The following is a 22,086-nucleotide window of genomic DNA, read 5'->3' on the forward strand; positions in this document are numbered from 1 at the left end:
GGGGAACTGCGCGACAGGCCACGACGATGCCGCACCCGCCCGACGAGCTCGGCGGCACTCACCCGCCGTCGCGGCACCCCCAGCGGAGCGCTACGCCTCGAACGGCCGCGCCGGCCACGGCGCCTGGGCGGGGCGCAGGGCGTCCAGCCCGTCACCCGCCCGCGCGGCGACCAGCGAGAGGACGCCCACGACCAGGCAGTTGTTGTGCAGCTCACCGGCCAGCGCACCCCGCACGAGGTCCGCCACCGGCACCCGGTCGAGTTCCATGTCGGCCTCTTCCTCCTCGACGGCGAAGCGCTCGCCCTCGGCCTCGGACAGATCGCGCGCGAGGAAGATCCGTACGGCCTCGTCGCAGCCGCCGGGCGTGGTGTAGACGTCGGTCAGCACCCGCCAGTCCTCGGCCTTGACGTGCGCCTCCTCGTACAGCTCCCGCTGCGCGGCGTGCAGCGGGTTCTCGCCGGGCACGTCGAGCAGTCCGGCCGGGATCTCCCACAGCTTGTGACGCACAGGGTGCCGGTACTGGCGCAGCACCAGTACACGGTCGGCCTCGTCGAGGGCGAGAACGGCCACGGAGCCGGGGTGGACCTGGTAGTCACGGCCGACCACGGTGCCGTCGGGCATGACCACGTCGTCGGTGCGCACGGAGGTCTTGTTGCCCGTGAAGGGGGTCGCCGTCGCCCGGATCTCCCACTCCTCCGGGGTGTCCTTGATCGTCATGCCTGTCCTTCCACGTGCCGCGCGACCTGCTGAAACGAAACCGGGGCGCACACCCTTTGAAGGGATGCACCCCGGCCACCGTACAACTGGTGTGTTACTTCGAAGTCTTCCGCTCGACCGAGGCCTTGACGAGCCCGGCGAACAGCGGGTGCGGACGCGTCGGCCGCGAGCGCAGCTCCGGGTGCGCCTGGGTGGCGACCAGGTACGGGTGGACGTCGCGCGGGTACTCGACGTACTCGACGAGCTTGCCGTCCGGGGAGGTGCCGGAGAACTGGATGCCCGCCTTCTTCTCCAGCTCGGCGCGGTAGGCGTTGTTCACCTCGTAGCGGTGCCGGTGCCGCTCCTCGACGTACTCCTTGTCGTCGTACACCTCGCGCACGATCGACCCCTCGGCCAGCTTCGCCGGGTACATGCCGAGCCGCATGGTGCCGCCCATGTCACCCTCGCCGGCGACGATGTCGAGCTGCTCGGCCATGGTGGAGATGACGGGGTGGCCGGTGGCCGGGTCGAACTCGGTGGAGTTGGCGTCGGTGATGTCGGCCAGGTTGCGCGCGGCCTCGATCACGATGCACTGCAGACCGAGGCAGAGGCCGAGCAGCGGGATCTTGTTCTCGCGGGCGTACTTGATCGCGCCGACCTTGCCGAGCACGCCGCGGTCGCCGAAGCCGCCGGGGATGCAGATGCCGTCGACGTCGCCGAGCTGCTGGGCCGCGCCCGCCGGGGTCTTGCAGTCGTCGGAGGTGACCCACTTGATCTTGACGCGGGCCCGGTTGGCGAAACCGCCGGCGCGCAGCGCCTCGGTGACCGACAGGTAGGCGTCGGGCAGGTCGATGTACTTGCCGACCAGCGCGAGGGTGATCTCGTGGTCGGGGTTGTGGACGCGGTCGAGCAGGTCGTCCCAGGTCGTCCAGTCCACGTCACGGAACGGCAGGTCCAGCTTGCGGACGACGTAGGCGTCCAGGCCCTCGCCGTGCACGGTCTTCGGGATGTCGTAGATCGAGCGGGCGTCGGGGCAGGCCACCACGGCGGCCTCGTCGACGTCGCACATCAGCGAGATCTTCCGCTTGATCGCGGTGGGCACCTCGCGGTCGCAGCGCAGCACGATCGCGTCCGGCTGGATACCGATGTTGCGCAGGGCCGCAACCGAGTGCTGGGTGGGCTTCGTCTTCAGCTCACCCGAGGGGCCGATGTACGGCAGGAGCGAGATGTGGACGACGAAGACGTTGTCACGGCCGACCTCGTGACGGACCTGGCGGACGGTCTCCAGGAACGGCAGCGACTCGATGTCGCCGACCGTGCCGCCGACCTCGGTGATCACGACGTCGACCTCGTCCGTCGCCATGCGGCGGATGCGGTGCTTGATCTCGTTGGTGATGTGCGGGATGACCTGCACGGTGTCGCCCAGGTACTCGCCGCGCCGCTCCTTGGCGATCACGGTGTTGTAGACCTGGCCGGTGGTGACGTTCGCGGAGCCGTCGAGGTCGCGGTCGAGGAAGCGCTCGTAGTGGCCGATGTCCAGGTCGGTCTCGGCGCCGTCGTTGGTGACGAACACCTCACCGTGCTGGAAGGGGTTCATCGTGCCCGGGTCCACGTTCAGGTACGGGTCGAGCTTCTGCATCACGACGCGCAGACCGCGGGCCTTGAGCAGCATGCCGAGGCTGGAGGCCGTCAGGCCCTTGCCGAGCGAGGAGGCGACACCCCCGGTGACGAAGATGTGCTTGGTCGTCGAATTACGAAAAGCGGCGGGCGGCATGGCCAAGACGGGGCTCCCGTGGTCGCGGTCTGGGGGTGCGGTGCGGCTGCCCGCCGGAAGATTCCGGGGTGCCGTCGCTGCGGTTCGGGGGTTTCCTGTCGGGCAGGGGCCCACCGGTCCACGGGCTACCAGCGTATCAGCGCCGCGGGGCGATGGCTTCCGGCCACGCTCCGCACACATCCCGACACGGAAGCGGCCACCGTCACGGGTCCCTCACCCGTTGCTCACTCGTTCGGCGTACCCGCCTTGCCTGGACGAGCACCCGGATCATCTGCGTGCGTCGTATCCTGCTCGGACACTCGCTGCCGAGCCCGTCCGGCCCAACGGCACCACCCCCCGCCCGTAACCACCGGAACAACGCGAGCTCGTCAGTTCGTTGAGCAACAATTGGCGCTTTGCGTCACGGCTGAGCGACCTGTTTTGCTTCATCGCTCAATGACGCATTGCAAGACCTGCTGAAACCCCCCTTGACCGCACTAGCGACAGCCCCCTCGTGGGGTGACGTGGCCGTTCGACTGGAGTTGCACGTGGCCGGGCGCATCGAAGACTACGCACTCATCGGAGACATGCAGACCGCTGCCCTGGTCTGCCGGGACGGGACAGTCGACTGGCTGTGCCTGCCCCGCTTCGACTCGCACGCCATCTTCGCCGGCCTGCTGGGCACCGAGGAGCACGGCTTCTGGCGGCTGGGCCCCGCGTACGCCTCCGACCAGCAGCCCCCCACCGCCGCGCGGCGCAGCTACCGGGGCGACTCGCTGGTCCTGGAGTCCGAGTGGGACACCCAGCGGGGCACGGTCCGGGTGACCGACTTCATGCCGCCGCGTGACGGCGCCCCGCAGCTGATCCGGATCGTGGAGGGCGTCTCGGGCCGGGTGCCGATGCGCTCGGCGCTCAGGATGCGGTTCTCCTACGGGCGGGTGGTGCCGTGGGTGCACAAGCACGAGGGGCGCACGGTGGCCGTCGCGGGTCCCGACTCCGTGTGGTTCGACACATCCGCCGAGACCTACGGCAAGTCGCTGACGACGTACGCGGACTTCACGGTCGCTCCGGGTGACCGGATCGCGTTCACGATCTCCTGGCAGCCCTCGCACAAGGAGCCGCCGCCGCTGCCCGAGCCGGAGCAGTCGCTGGAGGCGACGGAGGACTTCTGGCGCGAGTGGGTCGACCACTGCACGTACCACGGGCCCTACCGGGAGGCCGTGGTCCGCTCGCTGATCACGCTGAAGGCCCTGACGTACGCCCCGACCGGCGGCATCGTCGCCGCGCCGACCACCTCCCTGCCGGAGGACATCGGCGGCGTCCGCAACTGGGACTACCGCTACACCTGGCTGCGCGACGCGGCGATCACCCTGTCCTCGCTGCTGCGCACCGGCTACCGGGAGGAGGCCCGCGCCTGGCGCGAGTGGCTGCTGCGTGCGGTGGCCGGCGACCCGGAGAACCTGCAGATCATGTACGGCATCGCCGGTGAGCGCGAGCTCGGCGAGGCGGAGCTGGACTGGCTGCCGGGCTACGAGAACTCCACCCCGGTCCGGGTCGGCAACGGCGCGGCCCACCAGCTCCAGCTGGACGTGTACGGCGAGGTCACCGAGGCCCTTCACCTGGCCCACATGACCGGCCTCGCCCGCAACGACTACGCCTCCCTGCTCCAGCTGAAGCTGATCCGCTACCTGGAGGACCACTGGCAGGACCCGGACGAGGGCATCTGGGAGGTGCGCGGCCCACGCCGCCACTTCGTGCACTCCAAGGTGATGGCCTGGGTCGCGGTCGACCGCACGATCAAGCTGATCGAGTCCGGCGACGCGGACGGCCCGCTGGAGCGCTGGCGCGAGCTGCGCGACGACATCCACCGGGACGTGTGCGAGCGGGGCTACGACAAGGAGCGCAACACCTTCACGCAGTCGTACGGCTCGAAGGAGCTGGACGCCTCCCTGCTGCTGATCCCGCAGATGGGCTTCCTGCCGCCCGACGACAAGCGGGTCATCGGCACGATCGAGGCGATCCAGCGGGAGCTGTCCACGCCGGACGGCTTCATCCTGCGCTACCCGACCACCAGCGGCGACGAGAACGTCGACGGCCTGCCCGGCGACGAAGGGGCCTTCCTGGCCTGCTCGTTCTGGATGGCCGACGACCTGGCGATGATCGGCCGCGTCGACGAGGCCCGCAAGCTCTTCGAGAAGCTGCTGTCCCTGCGCAACGACCTCGGTCTGCTGGCCGAGGAGTGGGACCCGCGCCTGCAGCGCCAGGTCGGCAACTTCCCGCAGGCGTTCAGCCACGTGCCGCTGATCGACACGGCGCTGCGTCTGACCGCTTCGGGCGCCTACGGCGGCTGAGCGGGCCCGTGGAGCCGCTCCCGCCTAGGCTGGAGGCACAAGATTGCCCCTTTGTGGAAGGGGGCGGCCATGGCTTCCCTCTCGAAGGCGGGCGCGGCCCTCGCCGCGCTTCGCGCAGAACTGACCGGGGACGTCTTCGCCCCTGAGGACCCGCGCTACGACGAGGCCCGGGCCGTCTTCAACGTCATGATCGACCGGCGTCCCGCGGTGATCGTCCAGTGCGAGACCGTGGACGACGTGGTGCGGGCCGTGCGATGCGCCAGAGACCTCGGGCTGCCTGTCGCGGTGCGCGGCGGCGGCCACAGCGTGGCGGGCATGGCTCTCAACGACGGCGGCATGGTGATCGACCTGCGCCGGATGCACGCGGTGGTGGTGGACCCGGCAGGACAGGCGGCCCGTGTCGCCGGCGGGGCCACGATGAGCCATCTGGACCGGGCCACCGAGCCGTACGGCCTGGCGACGACCGGGGGCCGCGCCTCCACGACCGGAGTCGGCGGCTTCGTGCTGGGCGGCGGCACCGGCTGGCTGGACCGCTGGTGCGGGCTCGCCGTCGACAACCTGCTCGGCGCCGAGCTCGTCACCGCCGACGGCGGCCGCGTCCACGCGAGCGCCGACGAGAACCCGGAGCTGTTCTGGGCCCTGCACGGCGGCGGCGGGAACTTCGGCGTCGCCACGGCCCTCACGCTGCGGCTGCACGAACTGCCCGAGTTCTCCATCGCGATGGTCCTGTACCTGCCGGAGCACGGCCCGGACGTCGTACGGACCTTCCGCGAGGTGATCACGGCCGGGCCGGACGAGGCGGGCGGCGGCGTCCTCTACTTCACCGGCCCGCCGGAGGAGTTCGTCCCCGGGCACCTGGTCGGCCGGCTGGTGTGCGGGGCGCTGCTGACGTACGCCGGCGGTGAGGACGACATGCGCAAGGTCGCCCAGCCCCTGCTCGCGCTGCCGCACGAGGCCGAGATCGTGGGGCCGATGCCGTACGCCGACGTCCAGTGCATGCTGGACGATCCGCCCGGGATGCGGAACTACTGGTCGGCGGAGTACCTCGGGTCCGCGCCCGACGACTTCGTGGACGTCTTCTGTGCCCTGGCCTCGTCGGTGCCCGTACCGACGGGCACCCAGCACGTGCTGTTCCCGCAGGGCGGGGCGATCGCGGCCGGACCGCGCGAGTACCCGGTGCCGTTCCGGGACGCGCCCTGGGCGGTCCATCCCTTCGGGATCTGGGAGGACCCGGCGGACGACGAGCGGTGCGTGCGGTGGGTCCGGGACGTGCGCGCCGACGTACGGCCGTGGAGCACCGGCGACGTCTATCTCAACTTCATCGGGAACGAGGGCGGCGACCGCGTGGTGGCCGGCCTGGGTGCGGAGAACACCCGGCGGCTGGCGGAGGTGAAGCGGCAGTACGACCCGGACAACGTCTTCCGTTTCAACCACAACATCACACCGGCCTGAGGGGCCGCGCCGATCAGGGCGCCGTCGGCTTGAGCGCCGTCAGGGTGCGCTCTCCCGCCGGGTCGCCCGCCGTGGCCGGGACCAGGGCGATCTCGTCGAGTCCGGCCTCGGCGTAGGCGGCGATGCGGGCGCGGACGGTGTCCGTGTCGCCGACCAGGGCGATGGTGCCGGCGGCCTCCGGCGGCAGGGCCCGCAGCAGGGTGTCCGGGTCGGCGCCCTTGGCGGCCAGCTCGACGACTGCGGCGAACCCCGCGTCGACGAACATGTCGCTGTAGCCCGGCACGGCGAGGTAGCCCACGACACTGCGCAGGACCTGCGCGAGCGACTCCGGCTCCGGGTCGACGGCGGCGGGCAGCCAGGCGGCCAGCCGCGGTGGTGTACGGCCCGCCTCCGCGGCGGCGGCGAGCATCCTGGCCCGCAGCATCCGGACCTGCTCGGGCGAGACGAGGTCGAGCAGCATCCGGTCGGCGTGCGCGACGGCCGCGGCCACCGCCCGCTCCCCGAACGCCGCGACGGTGACCGTTCCTCCGGGCGGCGGCAGCCGGCGCAGTAAGCCGCTGCCGGGCACGACGGGCTCGCCGGGCACACTGTGCATCAGCGTCCGCACGGCCGCCGCCGACTCCGCGAGGGCGGCGGCGGGCCGGGTGCGCGGTCGGCCGTGCACGCCCTCGACGACGCGCTTGCTGGACGTGCCCAGGGCCACTCCGACGGGCCGGCCGGTGACGGCCGCGGCCGAGGCGGCGCCCCGCACGATCGTGAGCGGGTCCCTCACCGACACCGGCACGGGCCCGGCGGTCAGCGCGACCTGCTCGGTGGCCGCGCCGATCGCCGCGGCCAGGACGAAGGAGTCCCACGTGGGTCCCTCGCCCGCCCACACCTCCCGGTACCCGAGCCGGTCGGCGAGTACCGCGACCCGCAACGGCTCCTCGAGCGGACCGTCGTCCTCCCGCCCCACCGCGACCACGCTCATGTCCATGACGGCGCCCTACCCGGCCGATCACCCCGTAATCCGGGGCGATCCACCCCGGGGCCCCGGCGGTGATCGTCCCGCTGCCCCTTCGGAGATGTCCGTGAGGCACCCGCGCGGGTAGCGTCCGGCACATGGACAGCGGGACGGACAGCGCGCACGACACACAGGGCGCCGGGATCACCGTGCGGCGGGCGCTGGAGCTGCCGGGGCTGCGCAGCGGGCTGCCCGAGGTGCTGGCGGGTGCCGAGCGGCTCGGGCGGACCGTGCGCTGGGTGCACGCGGGCGAGGTGCCGCACATCGCCTCGCTGCTCAAGGGCGGAGAGCTGCTGCTGACCACGGGCTACGGGCTGGGCACCCGCCCCGCCGAACAGCGGGCGTTCGTACGCACCCTGGCCGAGCGTGGCATCGCGGCCCTGGTCGTGGAGCTCGGCCCACGCTTCACCCGGCTGCCCGCCGCCCTCGTCGACACGGCGCGCGCGGCCGGGCTGCCGCTGGTCCAACTGCACCGCGAGGTGGCGTTCGTCACGGTCACGGAGGAGGTGCACACCGAGATCGTCAACGGCCACTACGCCCTGCTGCAGCGGGCCGAGGAGGTGCACCGGCGCTGCACCCAGGCCGTGCTGGGCGGTGGCGGCGTGCCGCAGGTCCTCGGCATCCTGGCCGACTTCGCGGGCAACCCCGTGTTCCTGGAGACGGCGGACGGGCAGTTGCTCTACGCCGCCGGGGCCGGTCCCGAGGGCGCGGACCCGCTCCAGGTGTGGGAGGGGCTGCGCGGTCAGCACAAGGACGAGCCGCCGCTCGCGGGGTCCGTCCTGGTGGACGTGCCGGGCGGCGGGCCCGGCAGCGGCGGCGTCCGGGCACGTCTCGTCCTGCTGCCGGTGCGCACTCCCCTGGCGCCGGTGCACCGGATGGCGGCCGAACGGGCCGCGGGAATCCTGGCCGTGGTGCTGATGCAGGCGCGCCAGGAGGAGGAGCTGGCGGCGCGCGGACGCGGCGACTTCCTCACCGACCTCGCCGAGGGCCGGGTGACGGCCGAGGACGCCCCGGCGCAGGCCCGCGTGCTGGGCTTCCGGCCGGGCGAGGGGCCGCTGCTGCCGGTGGTCATGCGGCTCGGGGAAGCCCTGTCCCCGGGCGGGGGAGGCTGGGCCGTGCCGGCCCGGGCGATCTCGGAGGAGCTGGCCTCGGTGGGCGTGCCGGTACTGCTCGGCGTGCGGCCGCTGGAGGGCCGTGTGCTGGTGCTGCTCGGGCTGCGCGCGGAGTCGGAGCGGGCGGCGGTCGCGGACCGGGTCGCGGCGGCGCTGCGGGCAGGTGCGGGCCGGGCCGGGATGCCGCGGCCGGGCGGGCAGCCGCCGGTGGTGGTCGTGGGGACGGCCGGTGGCTGGCCGGCGGTGGCCGCGGGCCTGCGGCACGCGGCGGAGACGGCCACGGCGGCCCAGGGACTCGCGGACCGGCCCTGGTACGACGCCCGCCGGCTCGACATCGACCTGCTGCTGTGGCGGCTGCGCGACCACCCGGACCTGGCCGCCTTCGTCGACCGCGCCCTGGGCCCGCTGCTGGAACACGACCGCCGTTCCCGGCCGCCGCTGCTGCCCACGCTGACGACCTACCTGGCCCACGCGGGACGCAAGGCGGAGACGGCCCGGGAGCTGCACCTGAACCGGCAGACCCTCTACAACCGCCTGGCCCGCATCGGGGAGTTGCTGGGCACGGACCTCGACGACCCGCAGACGGTCCTGGCCCTGAGCCTGGCCCTACGGGCCCGCAGGCACGTCCCGTAGCGCTCTACGTGAGGGGGCGGAGCTGTGTCAGCTCGTCGTACACGCTCAGCACCTGGGCGACCGTCTCGTCCTCGGTCGGCCAGGTGGCGGCCTGCCGGGCGCCCCTGGCCGTCAGCAGTTCCCGGCGTGCCGGGTCGTCGAGCAGCCGTACGACGGCATCGGCGAGGGCCTTCGCGTCACCGTACGGGACGAGTTCGGCCGCGTCGCCGACGAGTTCGGGGATGCCGCCGACCTCCGTCGCGACGAGCGGCACGCGCGCGTGGAGGGCCTCCTGGGCGAGGACGGAGCGGGCCTCCCAACGGCTCGGCAGCAGGGCGAGGTCGGCGGCGGCGAGCAGGTCGGCGATGTCGTCGCGCCGCCCGATGAGCCGGACCGGCAGCCCCTCCTCCTCGATCCGGCCCTGGAGTTCACCGCGCAGCGGCCCCTCCCCGGCGATCACGACCAGCGGCACGGGATCGAGCCGGCGCCAGACGCGCGCGGCGTCCAGCAGCACGTCGTACCCGCGGTGCCGTTCCAGGGAGCCGACGGCCATCAGCAACGGCCTGCCGATGGCGCCGAGTTCGGCGCGCACCTTGGGCCGCAGCCGGTCGGGGTCGTCGGGTTCGCGGGGGCTTCGGGGGCCGGGCAGCGCGACGGCCGCGAGCCGGGCGTCGCGCGCGCCGGTGAGCCGGGCCCGGTCCACGAGCGGCGAGGTCGTGCCCAGCACGACGGTGGCCGCCTTCACGACCCTGCGCTCCAGCACCCGCAGCATGTGGGCACGGGCCCCCTCGGCGTGCGCCCGGTCGTGCCACGTCACCACCAGCGGTGTGTGCACGCGCCGCCCGCTGAGGGCGAGGACGGTACGGAAGGAGGCGTGCAGGCCGTGCGCGTGCACCAGATCGGCGTGGGCGCAGGCGGCGCGCAGGGCCGCCACCGACACCGGGTCGCTGGCGCGCGGCACGTGCACGTGGTCGGCGCCGACTCCGCTGAAGTCATAGGCGCGATCGGCCTCATAAGGGGCGCACACCGTGACTTTCACGCCCCGCGCGACGAGCCCCGCGGCCAGCGAGCGCACATGCGCACTGCTGGCGGCATTGCCTCCGCCCAGCACCTGCACGGTGCGCAGCGGCGATTGGCCGTGCGGTGAGTGGCTGCTCACGGGGGTCACGTGGCCGGGCTCCTGGTTCGGGTCGGGCGGTCACGACGCGGTTTCGCACGCGTACTCCGCCAAGGATGCCAGGACATAAGGGTGTTCCGGGAACGCCGGAGCCCCCGCGACGCGACAGCGGTGGCGCGGCATCGGGGATGTGCGCCGGGCCGGGTCACCCACACGAGTGAAATCGGGCGACCCGCCCGGCCTCGCCGTGCCACCGCCGGTGGCGCGGCCTCCGACTCGGGAGCCGCGCCACCGACATGTCCGAACGACAGGTGCTAGGCGTCCGCCCTGGCAGCCGCGAGCAGCTCCTCGGCGTGCGCCCGGGCCGTCTCGGAGTCCTCCTGGCCGGCGAGCATGCGGGACAGCTCCCGGACCCGGTCCTCGCCCTCCAGGACCTTGACGCCGGAGCGGGTCACGGACCCGTCGTTGGTCTTCTCGACCAGCAGCTGCCGGTCGGCGAAGGCAGCCACCTGGGGCAGGTGCGTCACGACCACGACCTGTGCGGTCTTCGCCAGCCGCGCGAGCCGCCGGCCGATCTCGACCGCCGCCTTGCCGCCGACCCCGGCGTCGACCTCGTCGAAGAGGTACGTCGGCACGGGATCCGTCCCCGCGAACACGACCTCCACGGCCAGCATCACCCGGGACAGCTCACCGCCGGACGCGCCCTTGGCGATCGGCCGGGGCGGCGCGCCCGGGTGCGGGGCCAGCAGCAGCTCGACCTCGTCGGCGCCCGCGGGGCCGTAGGCGACCGGACGGCCGCCGACCTCGACGCCGTCGGGGTCCTCGGTCTGCCGGATGTCGAAGGACACGCGCGCGTGCGGCATGGCGAGCGAGGCCAGCTCGGCGGTGACGGCGGCGGCGAACCGCTCGGCGGCCTCCGTCCGGGCGTCCGTCAACGCCTGTGCCAGCCCGCCCAGTTCGGATCGCAGCGCGTCCCGCTCGGCGGTCAGCTCCCCGATCCGCTCGTCGTCGCCGTCGAGTTCGGTGAGCCGCGCCGCGCTCTGCTCGGCCCAGGCCAGCACGGTGGCGATGTCCTCGCCGTACTTCCGGGTCAGCCCGGTGAGCGCGGCCCGCCGCTCCTCGACGGCCGCGAGCCGCAGCGGATCGGCGTCCAGGTCGTCGGCGTACCCCGCCAGGTCGCCCGCCGCGTCGCGCAGCAGGATCCCGATCTCCCCGACGCGGTCGGCGAGCGCGGCCAGCGCCGAGTCGTGCGACCGTACGGCGTCCAGGGCCCGCTGGGCGCCCGCGACGAGGGTCCCGGCGTCGACGCCCTCCGGATCCTCCGGGTTGCCCGCGAGGGCGGCGTGCGCGGCCGCCGCGGCGGATGCCAGCGCCTCGGCGTGCCCGAGCCGCTCGGCCTCCTCGGCCAGCTCCACGTCCTCACCGGCCCGGGGTTCGACGGCGGCGATCTCGTCGAGCCCGAAGCGCAGCAGGTCGGCCTCCTGGGCCCGTTCCCGCGCCCGGGTGGTGATCTCGTCGAGCTCGGTCGCCACGGCGCGCAGCCGCTTGTACGCCTCGCCGTACTTGGCCAGCGGCCCGCCGACCGCGTCGCCCGCGTACCGGTCGAGCGCCTGCCGCTGCCGGGACAGCTTGAGCAGCCCCTGCTGGTCGGTCTGCCCGTGCACGGCCACCAGCTCGTCGGCGAGCTCGGCGAGCACGCCCACGGGAACGCTGCGGCCTCCCAGGTGCGCCCGCGAGCGCCCCTCGGCGGAGACGGTACGGCTGATCAGCAGGGCCCCGTCGTCCAGCTCGGCCCCGGCCTCCTCGGCGCGCACCGCGGCCGTGGCGTCGCGGGGAACGGTGATGCGCCCCTCCACGACGGCCTTGCCGGCCCCGATCCGCACGAGCGCGGGGTCGGCCCGCCCGCCCAGCAGCAACCCCAGGCTGGTGACCACCATGGTCTTGCCCGCACCCGTCTCACCGGTGACCGCGGTGAACCCGGGCGACAGCTCGACCACGGCGTCGTCAATCACGCCGAGCGACCGTATCCGCATCTCCTCCAACACGGACACGACCTTACGAGGTCATGGCGGGCGAGTGCGACTGGCCCGCCCCTGTCACCCGCGAGAGTGGTGATCGGCTTCTCGGGGGCGCGGGGCTGTATCGATATGCGGCTCCGCCGCGTGGGCGCGACGAGCCACAGATGCCCCGCACCCGCCAACGGCGAACGACCAGGCTAATGAGGGGCGCCCCGCCACCCGGAAACGGGCAGCGCGAACTTGGCCACCAGCCGGTCCGTGAAGGACGCGTGATGCAGCCGCGCCAGCCGCACCGGCACGGCTCCCCGCCGCACCTCCACCCGCGCCCCGGCGGGCAACTCCACCGTCCGCCGCCCGTCGCACCACAGCACACCGGGCGGAATGTGGGGCAGAACCTCCACAGCCAACACGGAATCCGGCGATGTCACGAGCGGCTTGGCGAACAGCGCGTGCGCGGAGATCGGCACCATCAGCAGCGCCTCCACCTCCGGCCACACCACCGGCCCGCCGGCCGAGAAGGCGTACGCCGTCGACCCGGTGGGCGTGGCGCACACGATCCCGTCGCAGCCGAAGCCCGTGACCGGCCGTCCGTCGATCTCCAGGACGATCTCCAGCATCCGCTCGGCGGACACCTTCTGCACGGCCGCCTCGTTCAGCGCCCAGTCCGTGTGCACGATGTCGCCGTTCTGGTGCACCACGACGTCGACGGTCATCCGCTCCTCGACCTCGTACGCCTTGGTCACCACCCGGTCGACGACCTTGTCGAGGTCGTCCCGCTCGGCCTCCGCGAGGAACCCGACGCGCCCGAGGTTGACGCCGAGCATCGGCACGCCCGACGCCCGGGCGAACTCGGCGCCGCGCAGCAGCGTGCCGTCGCCACCCAGCACGATCAGCAGCTCACAGCCGTCGAGGCACTGCGGGGTGGCCTCCCTGACCAGCTCCACCTCCGACGGCAGCGGCAGGTCGCGCGCCTCGGCCTCCAGGACGCGCACACCGAGGCCGGAGCGCAGCAGCCCCTTCACGACGAGCTCGGCACTGCGCACGGCCGCGGGCCGGCCCGTGTGAGCGAGCAGGAAAACAGTACGAGCTCGGTTCTCGGTCAACGCGGCCCCTCCGCCACTGCACGGTCTGCCTCGGCCGGGTCCAGTTCCGGTGCCCCGGACCGCAGCCAGAGAAAGTATTCGACATTGCCCGACGGCCCGGGCAGCGGACTGGCCGTCACACCCTTCACCCCGAGCCCCAGCCCCCAGGCCTTCTCGGCCACCCCCCGTACCGCTTCGGCCCGCAGCTGGGTGCTGCGCACCACTCCCCCGCTGCCGAGGCGCTCCTTACCGACCTCGAACTGCGGCTTGACCATCATCACCAGATCGGCGTCCGGTTTCACGCACCGCACCAGGGCGGGCAGGACCAGCCCGAGCGGGATGAAGGACAGATCCCCCACGACAAGATCCACTGGCTCCCCATCGATCGCTTCAAGCGTCAACTCGCGTACGTTCGTACGGTCCTTGACGGTGACGCGTTCATCCTTCTGAAGGGACCACGCGAGTTGTCCGTATCCGACGTCCACGGCGACGACATGGGCGGCGCCCGCCCGGAGCAGGACGTCGGTGAAACCGCCGGTGGACGCGCCCGCGTCCAGCGCCCTGCGCCCCTCGACGACCAGCCCCTGAGGGCCGAACACCGCGAGCGCGCCGGCCAGCTTGTGACCGCCGCGCGAGACGTAGTCGGGGTCGCTGTCGTCCTGGGTCACCACGATCGCGGCCGCGGTCTCCACCTGCGTGGCGGGTTTCGTCGCGACGGTCTTGCCGACGGAGACCCGCCCCGCGGCGATCAGCTGCGCGGCGTGCTCACGCGAGCGCGCGAGCTTCCGGCGGACCAGCTCCGCGTCCAGACGGCGACGTGCGACTCCTGCCACGTTCGGTTCAGCTCCTAGGTGCGTTCGGCATCGGGGGCCCCGGAGGTCCCGGGCGTACGTCGAGCGCGGTGAGCGCGTCGCGCAGCCCCCGGTGTACATCCTCGTACACCTCGAGATGCCCGTCCGTGGCGAGGTGGTCCGCGTCGCCGAGCCGGTCCAGGGCCACGTCCACCCCGGCGTCGCCGGTGGGCGTGCGGGGCACGTTCAGGGGAGCGGGGGCGGCGGGGTCGTACGCCGGCTCCTCCTCCGCCGCCGGAGGGGCCTCGGGAACTGCGTCGTCCATGCCCCGACGCTACCGCGAACCGCTGCGGTACCGTCGACCGCGATGGCCACGATCGAGGAGTGCCGCAGCGCACTCGACAAGCTCTCGGACAACATGCAGCGCGCCGAAGGGGACGTCCGCGACGCCGCGGGCATGGACCGCTCGGTGAGCTGTCACATCACGGACCTCGACGTCACCTTCGCCGGCCGGATGCGCGGCGGGCGGATCGAGGTGCACGACACCGTGCAGGGGCCGCCGCCCGGCAAGGCCGAGATCAGACTCGCCATGACCGGCGACGACCTGGTGGCCCTGGTCGGCGGCGAGCTGAACTTCGCCAAGGCCTGGGGCTCGGGCCGGGTGAAGCTGCACGCCGGTGTGCGTGACCTGCTCCAGCTCAGGAAGCTTCTGTAGCCGCGAGCTGCCCGGCCGTCCCCTGCCCGGCCGTGCTCGGAACGCGGGCCTTGCGGGCCGCCGGCACGACCAGCGGTGTGCCCGTCTCCGGGTCGTCGATGACCTGGCAGCGCAGCCCGAAGACCTCCTCGACCAGCTCGGCCGTGACGATGTCCTTGGGCGCGCCTTCGGCGATGACCCGGCCCTCGCGCAGGGCGATGAGGTGGGTGGCGTAGCGGGCGGCGTGGTTCAGGTCGTGCAGCACGGCGACGAGCGTGCGGCCCTGCTCCTCGTGCAGCTCCGCGCACAGGTCCAGGACGTCGATCTGGTGCTGGATGTCCAGGTAGGTCGTCGGCTCGTCGAGCAGCAGCAGGGGCGTCTGCTGGGCGAGGGCCATGGCGATCCACACGCGCTGGCGCTGGCCGCCCGAGAGTTCGTCGACGTAGCGGTCGCCGAGCTCGGCGACGCCCGTGCGCCGCATGGACTCCTGCACGACCCGCTCGTCCTCGGCGGACCACTGGCGCAGGAGGCCCTGGTGCGGGTAGCGGCCGCGGCCGACGAGGTCGGCGACCGTGATGCCGTCGGGCGCGACGGACGACTGGGGCAGCAGACCGAGGGTCCGCGCGACCTTCTTCGCGGGCATCGACTGGATGACGTTCCCGTCCAGCAGCACCCGGCCCCGGCTCGGCTTGAGCATCCGCGACAGCGCCCGCAGCAGCGTCGACTTGCCGCAGGCGTTGGGGCCGACGATCACCGTGAACGACTGGTCGGGTATCTCCACCGACAGCTGCTCGGCGATGACCCGCTGGTCGTAGGCGAGGGTGACGTTCTCGGCGGACAGGCGGTTCACGGTGCTCCCTTGGTAGTTCAGTCCGCTGGTGTTCTTCTCCACCCCGGCGCTCATATCCGGCCCGCCCGGCGCTCGCTGACCAGCAGCCACAGCAGGTACACCCCGCCGAGCACACCGGTCACCACGCCCACGGGCAGCTGCTCGGCGCCGAAGGCCCGCTGCGAGACCCAGTCGGCGACGACCAGCAGGGTGGCGCCCATGCACAGCGAGGGCAGCAGGTTCGGCCCGGGCGAACGGGTCAGGCGCCGGGCCAGCTGCGGCGCGGTGAGCGCCACGAAGCTGACGGGACCGGCCGCGGCGGTGGCGGACGCGGTGAGCAGCACGGCCGCCACCATGAGCAGCAGCCGCACGCGCTCGACCCGCACCCCGAGGGCGTACGACGCGTCGTCGCCCATCTCCGTCATGCGCAGCCCGCGCGCGTTGACCAGGACGAGCGGCACCAGTACGGCGGTCAGGGCGAGCAGGGGCCATACCTGGTCCCAGTCGCGGCCGTCGAGGGACCCGGTCATCCACACCACCGCGCGGGCGGCGTCCACGATGTCCGACTTGGTGAGCAGATAACCGTTGACCGCCGTGACGATCGCGGAGACGCCGATGCCGACCAGGACCAGCCGGTAGCCGTGCACGCCCCGTTTCCAGGCGAGCAGGTAGATGGCGAGCCCGGTCACCAGACCGCCGAGCAGCGCCCCGGCGGCGACCTGGTTGGCGCTGCCCGAGGTCAGCACGATCACCGCGAGCGCCCCGGCCGTCGCCCCCTGCCCGAGACCGAGCACGTCCGGACTGCCCAGCGGGTTGCGGGAGATGGCCTGGAAGAGCGCGCCGCCCAGTCCCAGCGAGGCTCCGACCAGCAGCCCGACCAGGACCCGTGGCAGCCGCAGCTCGTTGACGATGAACTCCTGGCCCGGATTGCCCTCGCCGACCAGCGTCCGCAGCACGTCGGCGGCCGGGATCGGGAAGTCGCCGGTGCCGATGAGCACGACACTCGCCACGAGCGCCGCGACGAGCAGCAGGAGCACGACGACGAGGGCCCGCACGTCCAGGCGTACGGAGAGCCCGCCGGTCCGCACGACACGGTTGGTGGTCTTCACAGCTGCGCCGTCCTCCGCCGTCGTACGAGAAAGATGAACACCGGACCGCCGAGGATCGCGGTGACGATGCCCACCTGGAGCTCCGAGGGCCGGGCCACGATCCGGCCGAGGACATCGGCGCCGAGCAGCAGCACGGGCGACAGGATCGCCGCGTACGGCAGGATCCAGCGCAGGTCGGGTCCGGTGAAGGAGCGCACCACGTGCGGCACCATCAGCCCGACGAACACGATCGGCCCGCAGGCGGCGGTCGCGGCACCGCACAGCACGGTCGCGGCCAGCATCGACAGCGCCCGGGTGCGGTTGAGGTCGGCACCCAGGGCCTTGGCGGTGTCGTCGCCCATGGCCAGCGCGTTGAGCGGGCGGGCAAGGGCCAGGGCCAGGGCCGTGCCGGTCAGCAGGAACGGCAGGACCTGCGTGATGGTCGAGTTCGTCGCCGAGGCCAGCGAACCGACCGTCCAGAAGCGCATCTTGCCGAGCGCCGCCTCGTCCATGATCATCACGGCCTGGAGGTAGCCGTACAGCGCGGCGCTGATGGCCGTGCCGGCGAGCGCGAGCCGCACCGGCGTGGCGCCGCGGCTGCCGCCGAGGAACCAGACCAGTGCCCCGACCGCGGCCGCGCCGAAGAACGCGAACCAGACGTAGCCGCTCAGTGAGGTGACCCCGAAATACGTGATGGCCGTGACGACCGCGGCGGAGGCACCGGCGTTGATGCCGAGCAGTCCGGGATCGGCCAGCGGGTTGCGCGTGAGTGCCTGCAGGACCGCCCCGGCCAGACCGAGCGCGGCTCCTGCGAGCAGCCCGAGCAGAGTCCGCGACACCCGCTCCGCCACGACGACGTCGCCGTAGGTACCCGAGTCCTCGAACAAGCCGTGCCAGACCTGGCCGAGGGACAGCTCTTTCGCTCCGATCGCGATACTCGCCAGCGCGACGAGCACCAGGATCGCCACGGACAGGAGGAGCCCGAAGGCTCGGACCGCCCGTCGGGTCGGGGGCGCGGGGGCGGTCTCCGCGCGCTGTTCGGGGGGACTCTCGACCAACACGTAGTTAGGTTAGCCTACCCTCGCATTCGGGCAAGATTCGGTGTCCCGCCCCGCCGCGGTACCCGGCCCGGGCGCTGACAGACGCTCAGATTCCCAGCCGCGCCAGCGCCTTCTCCCCGTCCAGCTCGCACACACCCTCACCAGCCGCCGTCCACGCCACGGCACACAGCGCGCGCAGCCCGTCCAGGGCCTCGCCCTCCCCGTCGAGCTCCAGCCGGTCCGCCCCGGCCGTCGCCGTCCAGCCCCCGCACCGGAAGCCGCCCTCGCCCGCCGCGACGACCTCCGGCTGACCGGCGAGCATCCCGCGCAGATCGGCGTCCACATACGTCGGCCGGTGCTGCGGCGGCGCGGCCAGCAGCTGCGCGCCGTCGGTCACGCCGGTCAGGACGAGCAGCGAGTCGACCTCCCCGTTGAACGCGCCCTCGATGTCCGTGTCCAGCCGGTCCCCGACCACCAACGGCCGCTGCGCCCCGGTCCGCAGAATGGTCTCCCGGTGCATCGGGGGCAACGGCTTGCCCGCGACCTGCGGCTGTGCACCCGTCGCGATCCGGACGACCTCCACCGCGGCCCCGTTGCCCGGGGCGATGCCACGCCCGCTGGGAATCGTCAGGTCGGTGTTGGACGCGAACCACGGCACGCCCCGCGCCACCGCGTAGGACGCCTCGGCGAACCGGCCCCACGGCAGATCGGGCCCGCCGAATCCCTGCACCACCGCCGCCGGATCGTCGTCCGCCGACTCCACGGGCACGAGCCCCCGCTCGCGCAGCGCGACCCGCAGCCCCTCACCGCCGATCACCAGCACCCGGGCGCCCTGCGGCACCTGCTCGCTGATCAGCCGTGCGACCGCCTGCGCCGAGGTGATGACGTCCTCCGGGTCCGTCGGTATCCCCAGGTCCGTCAGATGCCCGGCCACGGTGTCGGGGGTCCGCAGCGCGTTGTTCGTCACGTACGCCAGGCGCATCCCGCCCTCCCGGGCCGTGGCCAGCGACTCGACCGCGTGCGCGATCGCGCTCCCGCCCGCGTACACCACACCGTCCAGATCGAGCAGCGCCGTGTCGTACGCCTCGCTCAGGGCCTGCCCACTGCCCTCGGGCCTCGTCCTGACGCTTCGGCTCATCCCGCATCGCTCCTCGTTCGACGGCTTTCCCCCGATCATCCCCCATGCCACCGACAGCCGTACGATGCCGGGATGAACACAGCAGGTCACTCGGAGGCAACAGCGCACCGAGGCCTGGAACTCACCCCGTTCCGAGGCCTTCGTTACGACCCCGACCGGGTCGGCAGCCTTGCCGCGGTCACATCTCCGCCGTACGACGTCGTGGTGCGCCCCGACGGCCTGCACCACCTCGAGTCCGCCGACCCGTACAACATCGTCCGTCTGATCCTCCCCCAGGCCGCCACGCCCAGCGCCCGCAACGAACGGGCCGCCGACACCTTGCGCCGCTGGCTGTCCGAGGGCGTCCTCACCACCGACCCGGAACCGGGCCTCTACGTCTACGAGCAGCAGGACGGCGGTGGCATGCTGCAGCGCGGCATCATCGGCGCCCTGCGCGTGTCGGACCCGTCGGAGCAGCTGGTGCTGCCGCACGAGGACGTCATGCCGCACGTCGTCGCCGACCGCGCGGCCCTCATGCGGGCCACCTCGGCCAACCTCGAACCCCTCCTGCTCACCTACCGGGGCGACGGCTCGACGACCGCCACGGCGGATCTGATCGAGCGCACCGCCGCCCGGCCGCCGCTCCTGGCCACCACCACCGAGGACGGCTTCCGCCACCGCCTGTGGTCGGTCACCGCCCCCGGGGACCTGGCCACGATCCGGACGGACCTCGGCCGGCACCAGGCCCTGATCGCCGACGGCCACCACCGCTGGGCGACCTACCGGCGCCTGCGCGCGGAGCACCCCTCCCCCAGCCCGTGGGACCACGGCCTGGTCCTCCTCGTCGACACGGCCCGCTACCCCCTCCGGGTCCGCGCCATCCACCGCCTCCTGCACGACCTGCCGGTCGCCGAGGCGGTGGCCGCCCTGGAGGGCCACTTCCGCGTGCGCCGCCTCGCCGCCCCACTCGCCGAGGCATTGGAGACACTGGCCGACGCGGCCTGCGCCGGCAACGCGTTCCTGCTGGCCGGCGACGGCGCCTTCCACCTCGTCGACCACCCGGACCCGGACCTGCTGGCCCGTACGATCCCGGCCGACCGTCCCGCTGCCTGGCGCACCCTGGACGCGACGGTGCTGCACGCCACGCTCCTCGAACATGTCTGGCGCATCTCCGAGGACTCCCCCGCGCACATCGCCTACATCCACGACACGGCGGCGACGGTCGAGAAGGCGGAACGCGACGGTGGCACGGCCGTCCTGATGCACCCGGTCCGCGAGGAGGTCGTCCGCGAGCTGGCCCGCCAGGGCGTGACGATGCCCCGCAAGTCGACGTCGTTCGGCCCGAAACCGGCGACGGGCCTGGTGCTGCGGGCGCTGGACCTCTGACCTCCGACAGGACGGAAGCCGGCGCCGGCACGACACCGAGTGGACGCGCCGACATGACGAAGGGGCGGGACCCGAGGCCTCACAGCCCGGCTCCCGCCCCTTCTCCTACGGACGTCAGTTCTTTCCCAGGGACGTCAGTCGGACCCTGCGGACGTCAGTCCTTGTCGCTCTCGGCTTCAGGCTCAGCCTCTGCCTCGTTCTCGGTCTCGTCCTCGTTCGCCTTCGGCGGGGCCGGAGCCTGGTCGTCCTCGACCTCGACCATGGCGTCGACGAACTCCACGCCATCCAGCTCGGCGAGCCGGTCCGACGCGTCGGTGCTGCCGTCACGGTCGGCCTCGACGGCCTTCGCGAACCACTCCCGCGCCTCGCTCTCCCGCCCTGCGGCGAGCAGGGCGTCGGCGTAGGCGTACCGCAGGCGCGCGGTCCACGGCTGCACGGAGTTCGCAGCCAGCTCGGGGCTCTGCAGCGTCACGATGGCCGCGTCCAGCTGCCCCATGTCCCGCCGGGCACCGGCGGCGACGAGCCGCATCTCGACCTGACCGGCCTTGTCGAGCTTGTGCACCTCGGGTGCCCCGGCCATGTCCAGGGCCTTCTCCGGCCGGCCGAGCCCGCGCTCGCAGTCGGCCATGACGGGCCACAGGTCGATGTTCCCGGTCATCCGCTTGGCGGCCCGGAACTCGGCCAGCGCCTCGCTGTACTTCTGGCTGGCGTACGCGGCGAAGCCGGCGGCCTCGCGCACGGCGGCGACCCTCGACGCCAGCCGCAGCGCCACCCTGGAGTAGCCGTAGGCACCCTCGGGGTCCTCGTCGAGGAGCCGCGCGACCATCACGAGGTTCCTGGCGACATCGTCCGCGAGCGTCTTGGGCAGGCTCTGCAGCTCCTGCCGTACGTCCTTGTCGATCTCGTCACCCGTGACGTCCTCGGGGATCGGCAGCCGCTTGATGGGCTCCCTGTCCCGGTCGCGGTCCTCACGGAACCGGCCCGGTCCACCCCGGTCGTCCCGGCCGCGGAAACCGCCCCGGTCACCGTCACGCCGATCGCCGTCGCGCCGGAAGCCACGGTCACCGCGGTCGTCACGCCGGGGCCCGCGCCCACCACGGTCGTCCCGGCCGCGGAACCCACCACGGTCGCCACGGTCACCTCGGGTGTCGTCCCGACGGAACCCACCGCGATCGCCACGGGCGTCGTCCCGACGGAAGTCGCTGCGGGCGTCGTCCCGACGGAAGTCGCTGCGGTCGCCACGGGGGCCGTCCTCGCGGCGGAAACCGGGACGCCCGCCCCGGCCGCTGTCGTCGCGCCGGAAGCCACCGCGGTCGCCACGGTCGTCACCCCGACGGACGTCCCCACGGCGGTCGTCCCCGCGCCGGTCGTCCCGACGCTCATCACGGCGCTCGTCGCGGCCCCGGAAACCACCTCGGTCGTCTCGCCGGAAACCGCCACGGTCACCGCGGTCGCCGTCGCGCGGGCGGCCCCGGTCATCACTGCGGAAGCCGCGGTCGCGGTTGTCGTCGCGGCGGAATCCGCCACGGTCCCGGTCGTCACGGCGGGGGAACCCACCGCGGTCACCGTCTCGCCGCTCGCCACGCCGGTCGTCGCGCCTGTCGTCCCTGCGGTCGTCACGCCGGTCGTCGCGCCGGAAGGCGGGGCGCTCGCCGCGGTTGTCGCGGTCGTCACGGCGGAAGGGCGGACGCTCACCGCGGTCGTCCCGACGGAACCCGCCCCGGTCACGATCGTCCCTGCGCGGTCCACGGTCACGGTCGTCACGCCGGCCGAAGCCACCGCCACGGTTGTCGTCACGCCGGAAGCCGCCACGCTCACCGCGGTCGTCGCGACGCTCACCACGGTCATCCCGGTCGTCACGGCGGAAGGGCGGACGCTCACCGCGGTCGTCCCGACGGAACCCGCCCCGGTCACGATCGTCCCTGCGCGGTCCACGGTCACGGTC

18 protein-coding genes are annotated in these 22,086 nt (G+C 73.1%); 5 read left to right on the forward strand and 13 right to left on the reverse strand.

All coding sequences use genetic code 11. From position 1 onward, the window contains the following. Window positions 1-90 precede the first annotated feature (90 nt). On the reverse strand, window positions 91-717 hold the full coding sequence (locus ACFCXS_RS38435) for an NUDIX domain-containing protein (RefSeq protein ID WP_376647983.1): 627 nt from the start codon (window positions 715-717) through the stop codon (window positions 91-93). A 94-nt stretch (window positions 718-811) separates the two neighbouring features. Next, window positions 812-2,470 carry a CTP synthase gene (locus ACFCXS_RS38440; RefSeq protein ID WP_361952993.1) on the reverse strand — a complete coding sequence of 553 codons (1,659 nt, stop codon included), beginning with the start codon at window positions 2,468-2,470 and terminating at the stop codon, window positions 812-814. A gap of 527 nt (window positions 2,471-2,997) precedes the next feature. Between ACFCXS_RS38440 and ACFCXS_RS38445 the strand changes: the two genes are divergently transcribed. Then, window positions 2,998-4,800, forward strand: coding sequence for a glycoside hydrolase family 15 protein (locus ACFCXS_RS38445; protein ID WP_376647997.1), 1,803 nt, complete (start codon window positions 2,998-3,000; stop codon window positions 4,798-4,800). A gap of 69 nt (window positions 4,801-4,869) precedes the next feature. Further along, window positions 4,870-6,252 carry an FAD-binding oxidoreductase gene (locus ACFCXS_RS38450; RefSeq protein WP_376647984.1) on the forward strand — a complete coding sequence of 461 codons (1,383 nt, stop codon included), beginning with the start codon at window positions 4,870-4,872 and terminating at the stop codon, window positions 6,250-6,252. A gap of 13 nt (window positions 6,253-6,265) precedes the next feature. On the opposite strand, the gene ACFCXS_RS38455 is transcribed toward ACFCXS_RS38450, so the two are convergent. Beyond that, the gene (locus ACFCXS_RS38455; protein WP_376647985.1) at window positions 6,266-7,228 is read right to left on the reverse strand and encodes an LLM class F420-dependent oxidoreductase; all 963 of its coding nucleotides are present in this window, start codon (window positions 7,226-7,228) and stop codon (window positions 6,266-6,268) included. Between the two features lie 125 nt (window positions 7,229-7,353). Between ACFCXS_RS38455 and ACFCXS_RS38460 the strand changes: the two genes are divergently transcribed. Continuing rightward, window positions 7,354-9,000: a PucR family transcriptional regulator gene (locus ACFCXS_RS38460; RefSeq protein WP_376647986.1), complete on the forward strand. Its 1,647-nt coding sequence runs from the start codon at window positions 7,354-7,356 to the stop codon at window positions 8,998-9,000. A 4-nt stretch (window positions 9,001-9,004) separates the two neighbouring features. Here the strand turns inward: ACFCXS_RS38460 and ACFCXS_RS38465 are convergent, their stop codons facing one another. The 5 genes from ACFCXS_RS38465 to ACFCXS_RS38485 form a co-directional block, all read right to left on the reverse strand. Beyond that, window positions 9,005-10,147, reverse strand: coding sequence for a glycosyltransferase family 4 protein (locus ACFCXS_RS38465; protein WP_376647987.1), 1,143 nt, complete (start codon window positions 10,145-10,147; stop codon window positions 9,005-9,007). 263 nt (window positions 10,148-10,410) lie between these two features. Then, the gene (recN, locus tag ACFCXS_RS38470; RefSeq protein WP_376647998.1) at window positions 10,411-12,129 is read right to left on the reverse strand and encodes a DNA repair protein RecN; all 1,719 of its coding nucleotides are present in this window, start codon (window positions 12,127-12,129) and stop codon (window positions 10,411-10,413) included. A 182-nt stretch (window positions 12,130-12,311) separates the two neighbouring features. Beyond that, window positions 12,312-13,217, reverse strand: coding sequence for an NAD kinase (locus ACFCXS_RS38475; protein ID WP_104778520.1), 906 nt, complete (start codon window positions 13,215-13,217; stop codon window positions 12,312-12,314). Continuing rightward, the gene (locus ACFCXS_RS38480; RefSeq protein WP_376647988.1) at window positions 13,214-14,029 is read right to left on the reverse strand and encodes a TlyA family RNA methyltransferase; all 816 of its coding nucleotides are present in this window, start codon (window positions 14,027-14,029) and stop codon (window positions 13,214-13,216) included. Before ACFCXS_RS38480 ends, ACFCXS_RS38475 begins: the two co-directional genes overlap by 4 nt. A 7-nt stretch (window positions 14,030-14,036) precedes the next feature. After that, window positions 14,037-14,312: a hypothetical protein gene (locus ACFCXS_RS38485; RefSeq protein ID WP_376647989.1), complete on the reverse strand. Its 276-nt coding sequence runs from the start codon at window positions 14,310-14,312 to the stop codon at window positions 14,037-14,039. 42 nt (window positions 14,313-14,354) lie between these two features. Here ACFCXS_RS38485 and ACFCXS_RS38490 point away from each other — a divergent pair, with 42 nt between their 5' ends. After that, window positions 14,355-14,702 (forward strand): sterol-binding protein, encoded by a 348-nt coding sequence (locus ACFCXS_RS38490; RefSeq protein WP_376647990.1) that lies wholly within the window; start codon window positions 14,355-14,357, stop codon window positions 14,700-14,702. Here ACFCXS_RS38490 and ACFCXS_RS38495 read toward each other — a convergent pair. From ACFCXS_RS38495 to ACFCXS_RS38510, 4 genes are all read right to left on the reverse strand, one after another. After that, window positions 14,686-15,585: an ABC transporter ATP-binding protein gene (locus ACFCXS_RS38495; RefSeq protein ID WP_376647991.1), complete on the reverse strand. Its 900-nt coding sequence runs from the start codon at window positions 15,583-15,585 to the stop codon at window positions 14,686-14,688. The genes ACFCXS_RS38490 and ACFCXS_RS38495 overlap by 17 nt on opposite strands. Continuing rightward, window positions 15,582-16,619, reverse strand: a complete 1,038-nt coding sequence (locus ACFCXS_RS38500) for a FecCD family ABC transporter permease (RefSeq protein WP_376647992.1) — start codon at window positions 16,617-16,619, stop codon at window positions 15,582-15,584. Before ACFCXS_RS38500 ends, ACFCXS_RS38495 begins: the two co-directional genes overlap by 4 nt. Beyond that, on the reverse strand, window positions 16,616-17,659 hold the full coding sequence (locus ACFCXS_RS38505) for a FecCD family ABC transporter permease (protein WP_376647993.1): 1,044 nt from the start codon (window positions 17,657-17,659) through the stop codon (window positions 16,616-16,618). Before ACFCXS_RS38505 ends, ACFCXS_RS38500 begins: the two co-directional genes overlap by 4 nt. 85 nt (window positions 17,660-17,744) lie before the next feature. Continuing rightward, on the reverse strand, window positions 17,745-18,776 hold the full coding sequence (locus tag ACFCXS_RS38510) for an HAD hydrolase-like protein (RefSeq protein ID WP_376647994.1): 1,032 nt from the start codon (window positions 18,774-18,776) through the stop codon (window positions 17,745-17,747). Between the two features lie 72 nt (window positions 18,777-18,848). Here ACFCXS_RS38510 and ACFCXS_RS38515 point away from each other — a divergent pair, with 72 nt between their 5' ends. Beyond that, window positions 18,849-20,141, forward strand: a complete 1,293-nt coding sequence (locus tag ACFCXS_RS38515) for a DUF1015 domain-containing protein (protein WP_376647995.1) — start codon at window positions 18,849-18,851, stop codon at window positions 20,139-20,141. 154 nt (window positions 20,142-20,295) lie between these two features. Here the strand turns inward: ACFCXS_RS38515 and ACFCXS_RS38520 are convergent, their stop codons facing one another. Then, a complete protein-coding gene (locus ACFCXS_RS38520) occupies window positions 20,296-21,075 on the reverse strand; it encodes a tetratricopeptide repeat protein (protein ID WP_376647999.1) in 780 nt (259 codons plus the stop codon). Between the last annotated feature and the right edge of the window lie 1,011 nt (window positions 21,076-22,086).

This window comes from Streptomyces sp. NPDC056373 (genome assembly GCF_042262425.1).
Classification (GTDB): Bacteria; Actinomycetota; Actinomycetes; order Streptomycetales; family Streptomycetaceae; genus Streptomyces.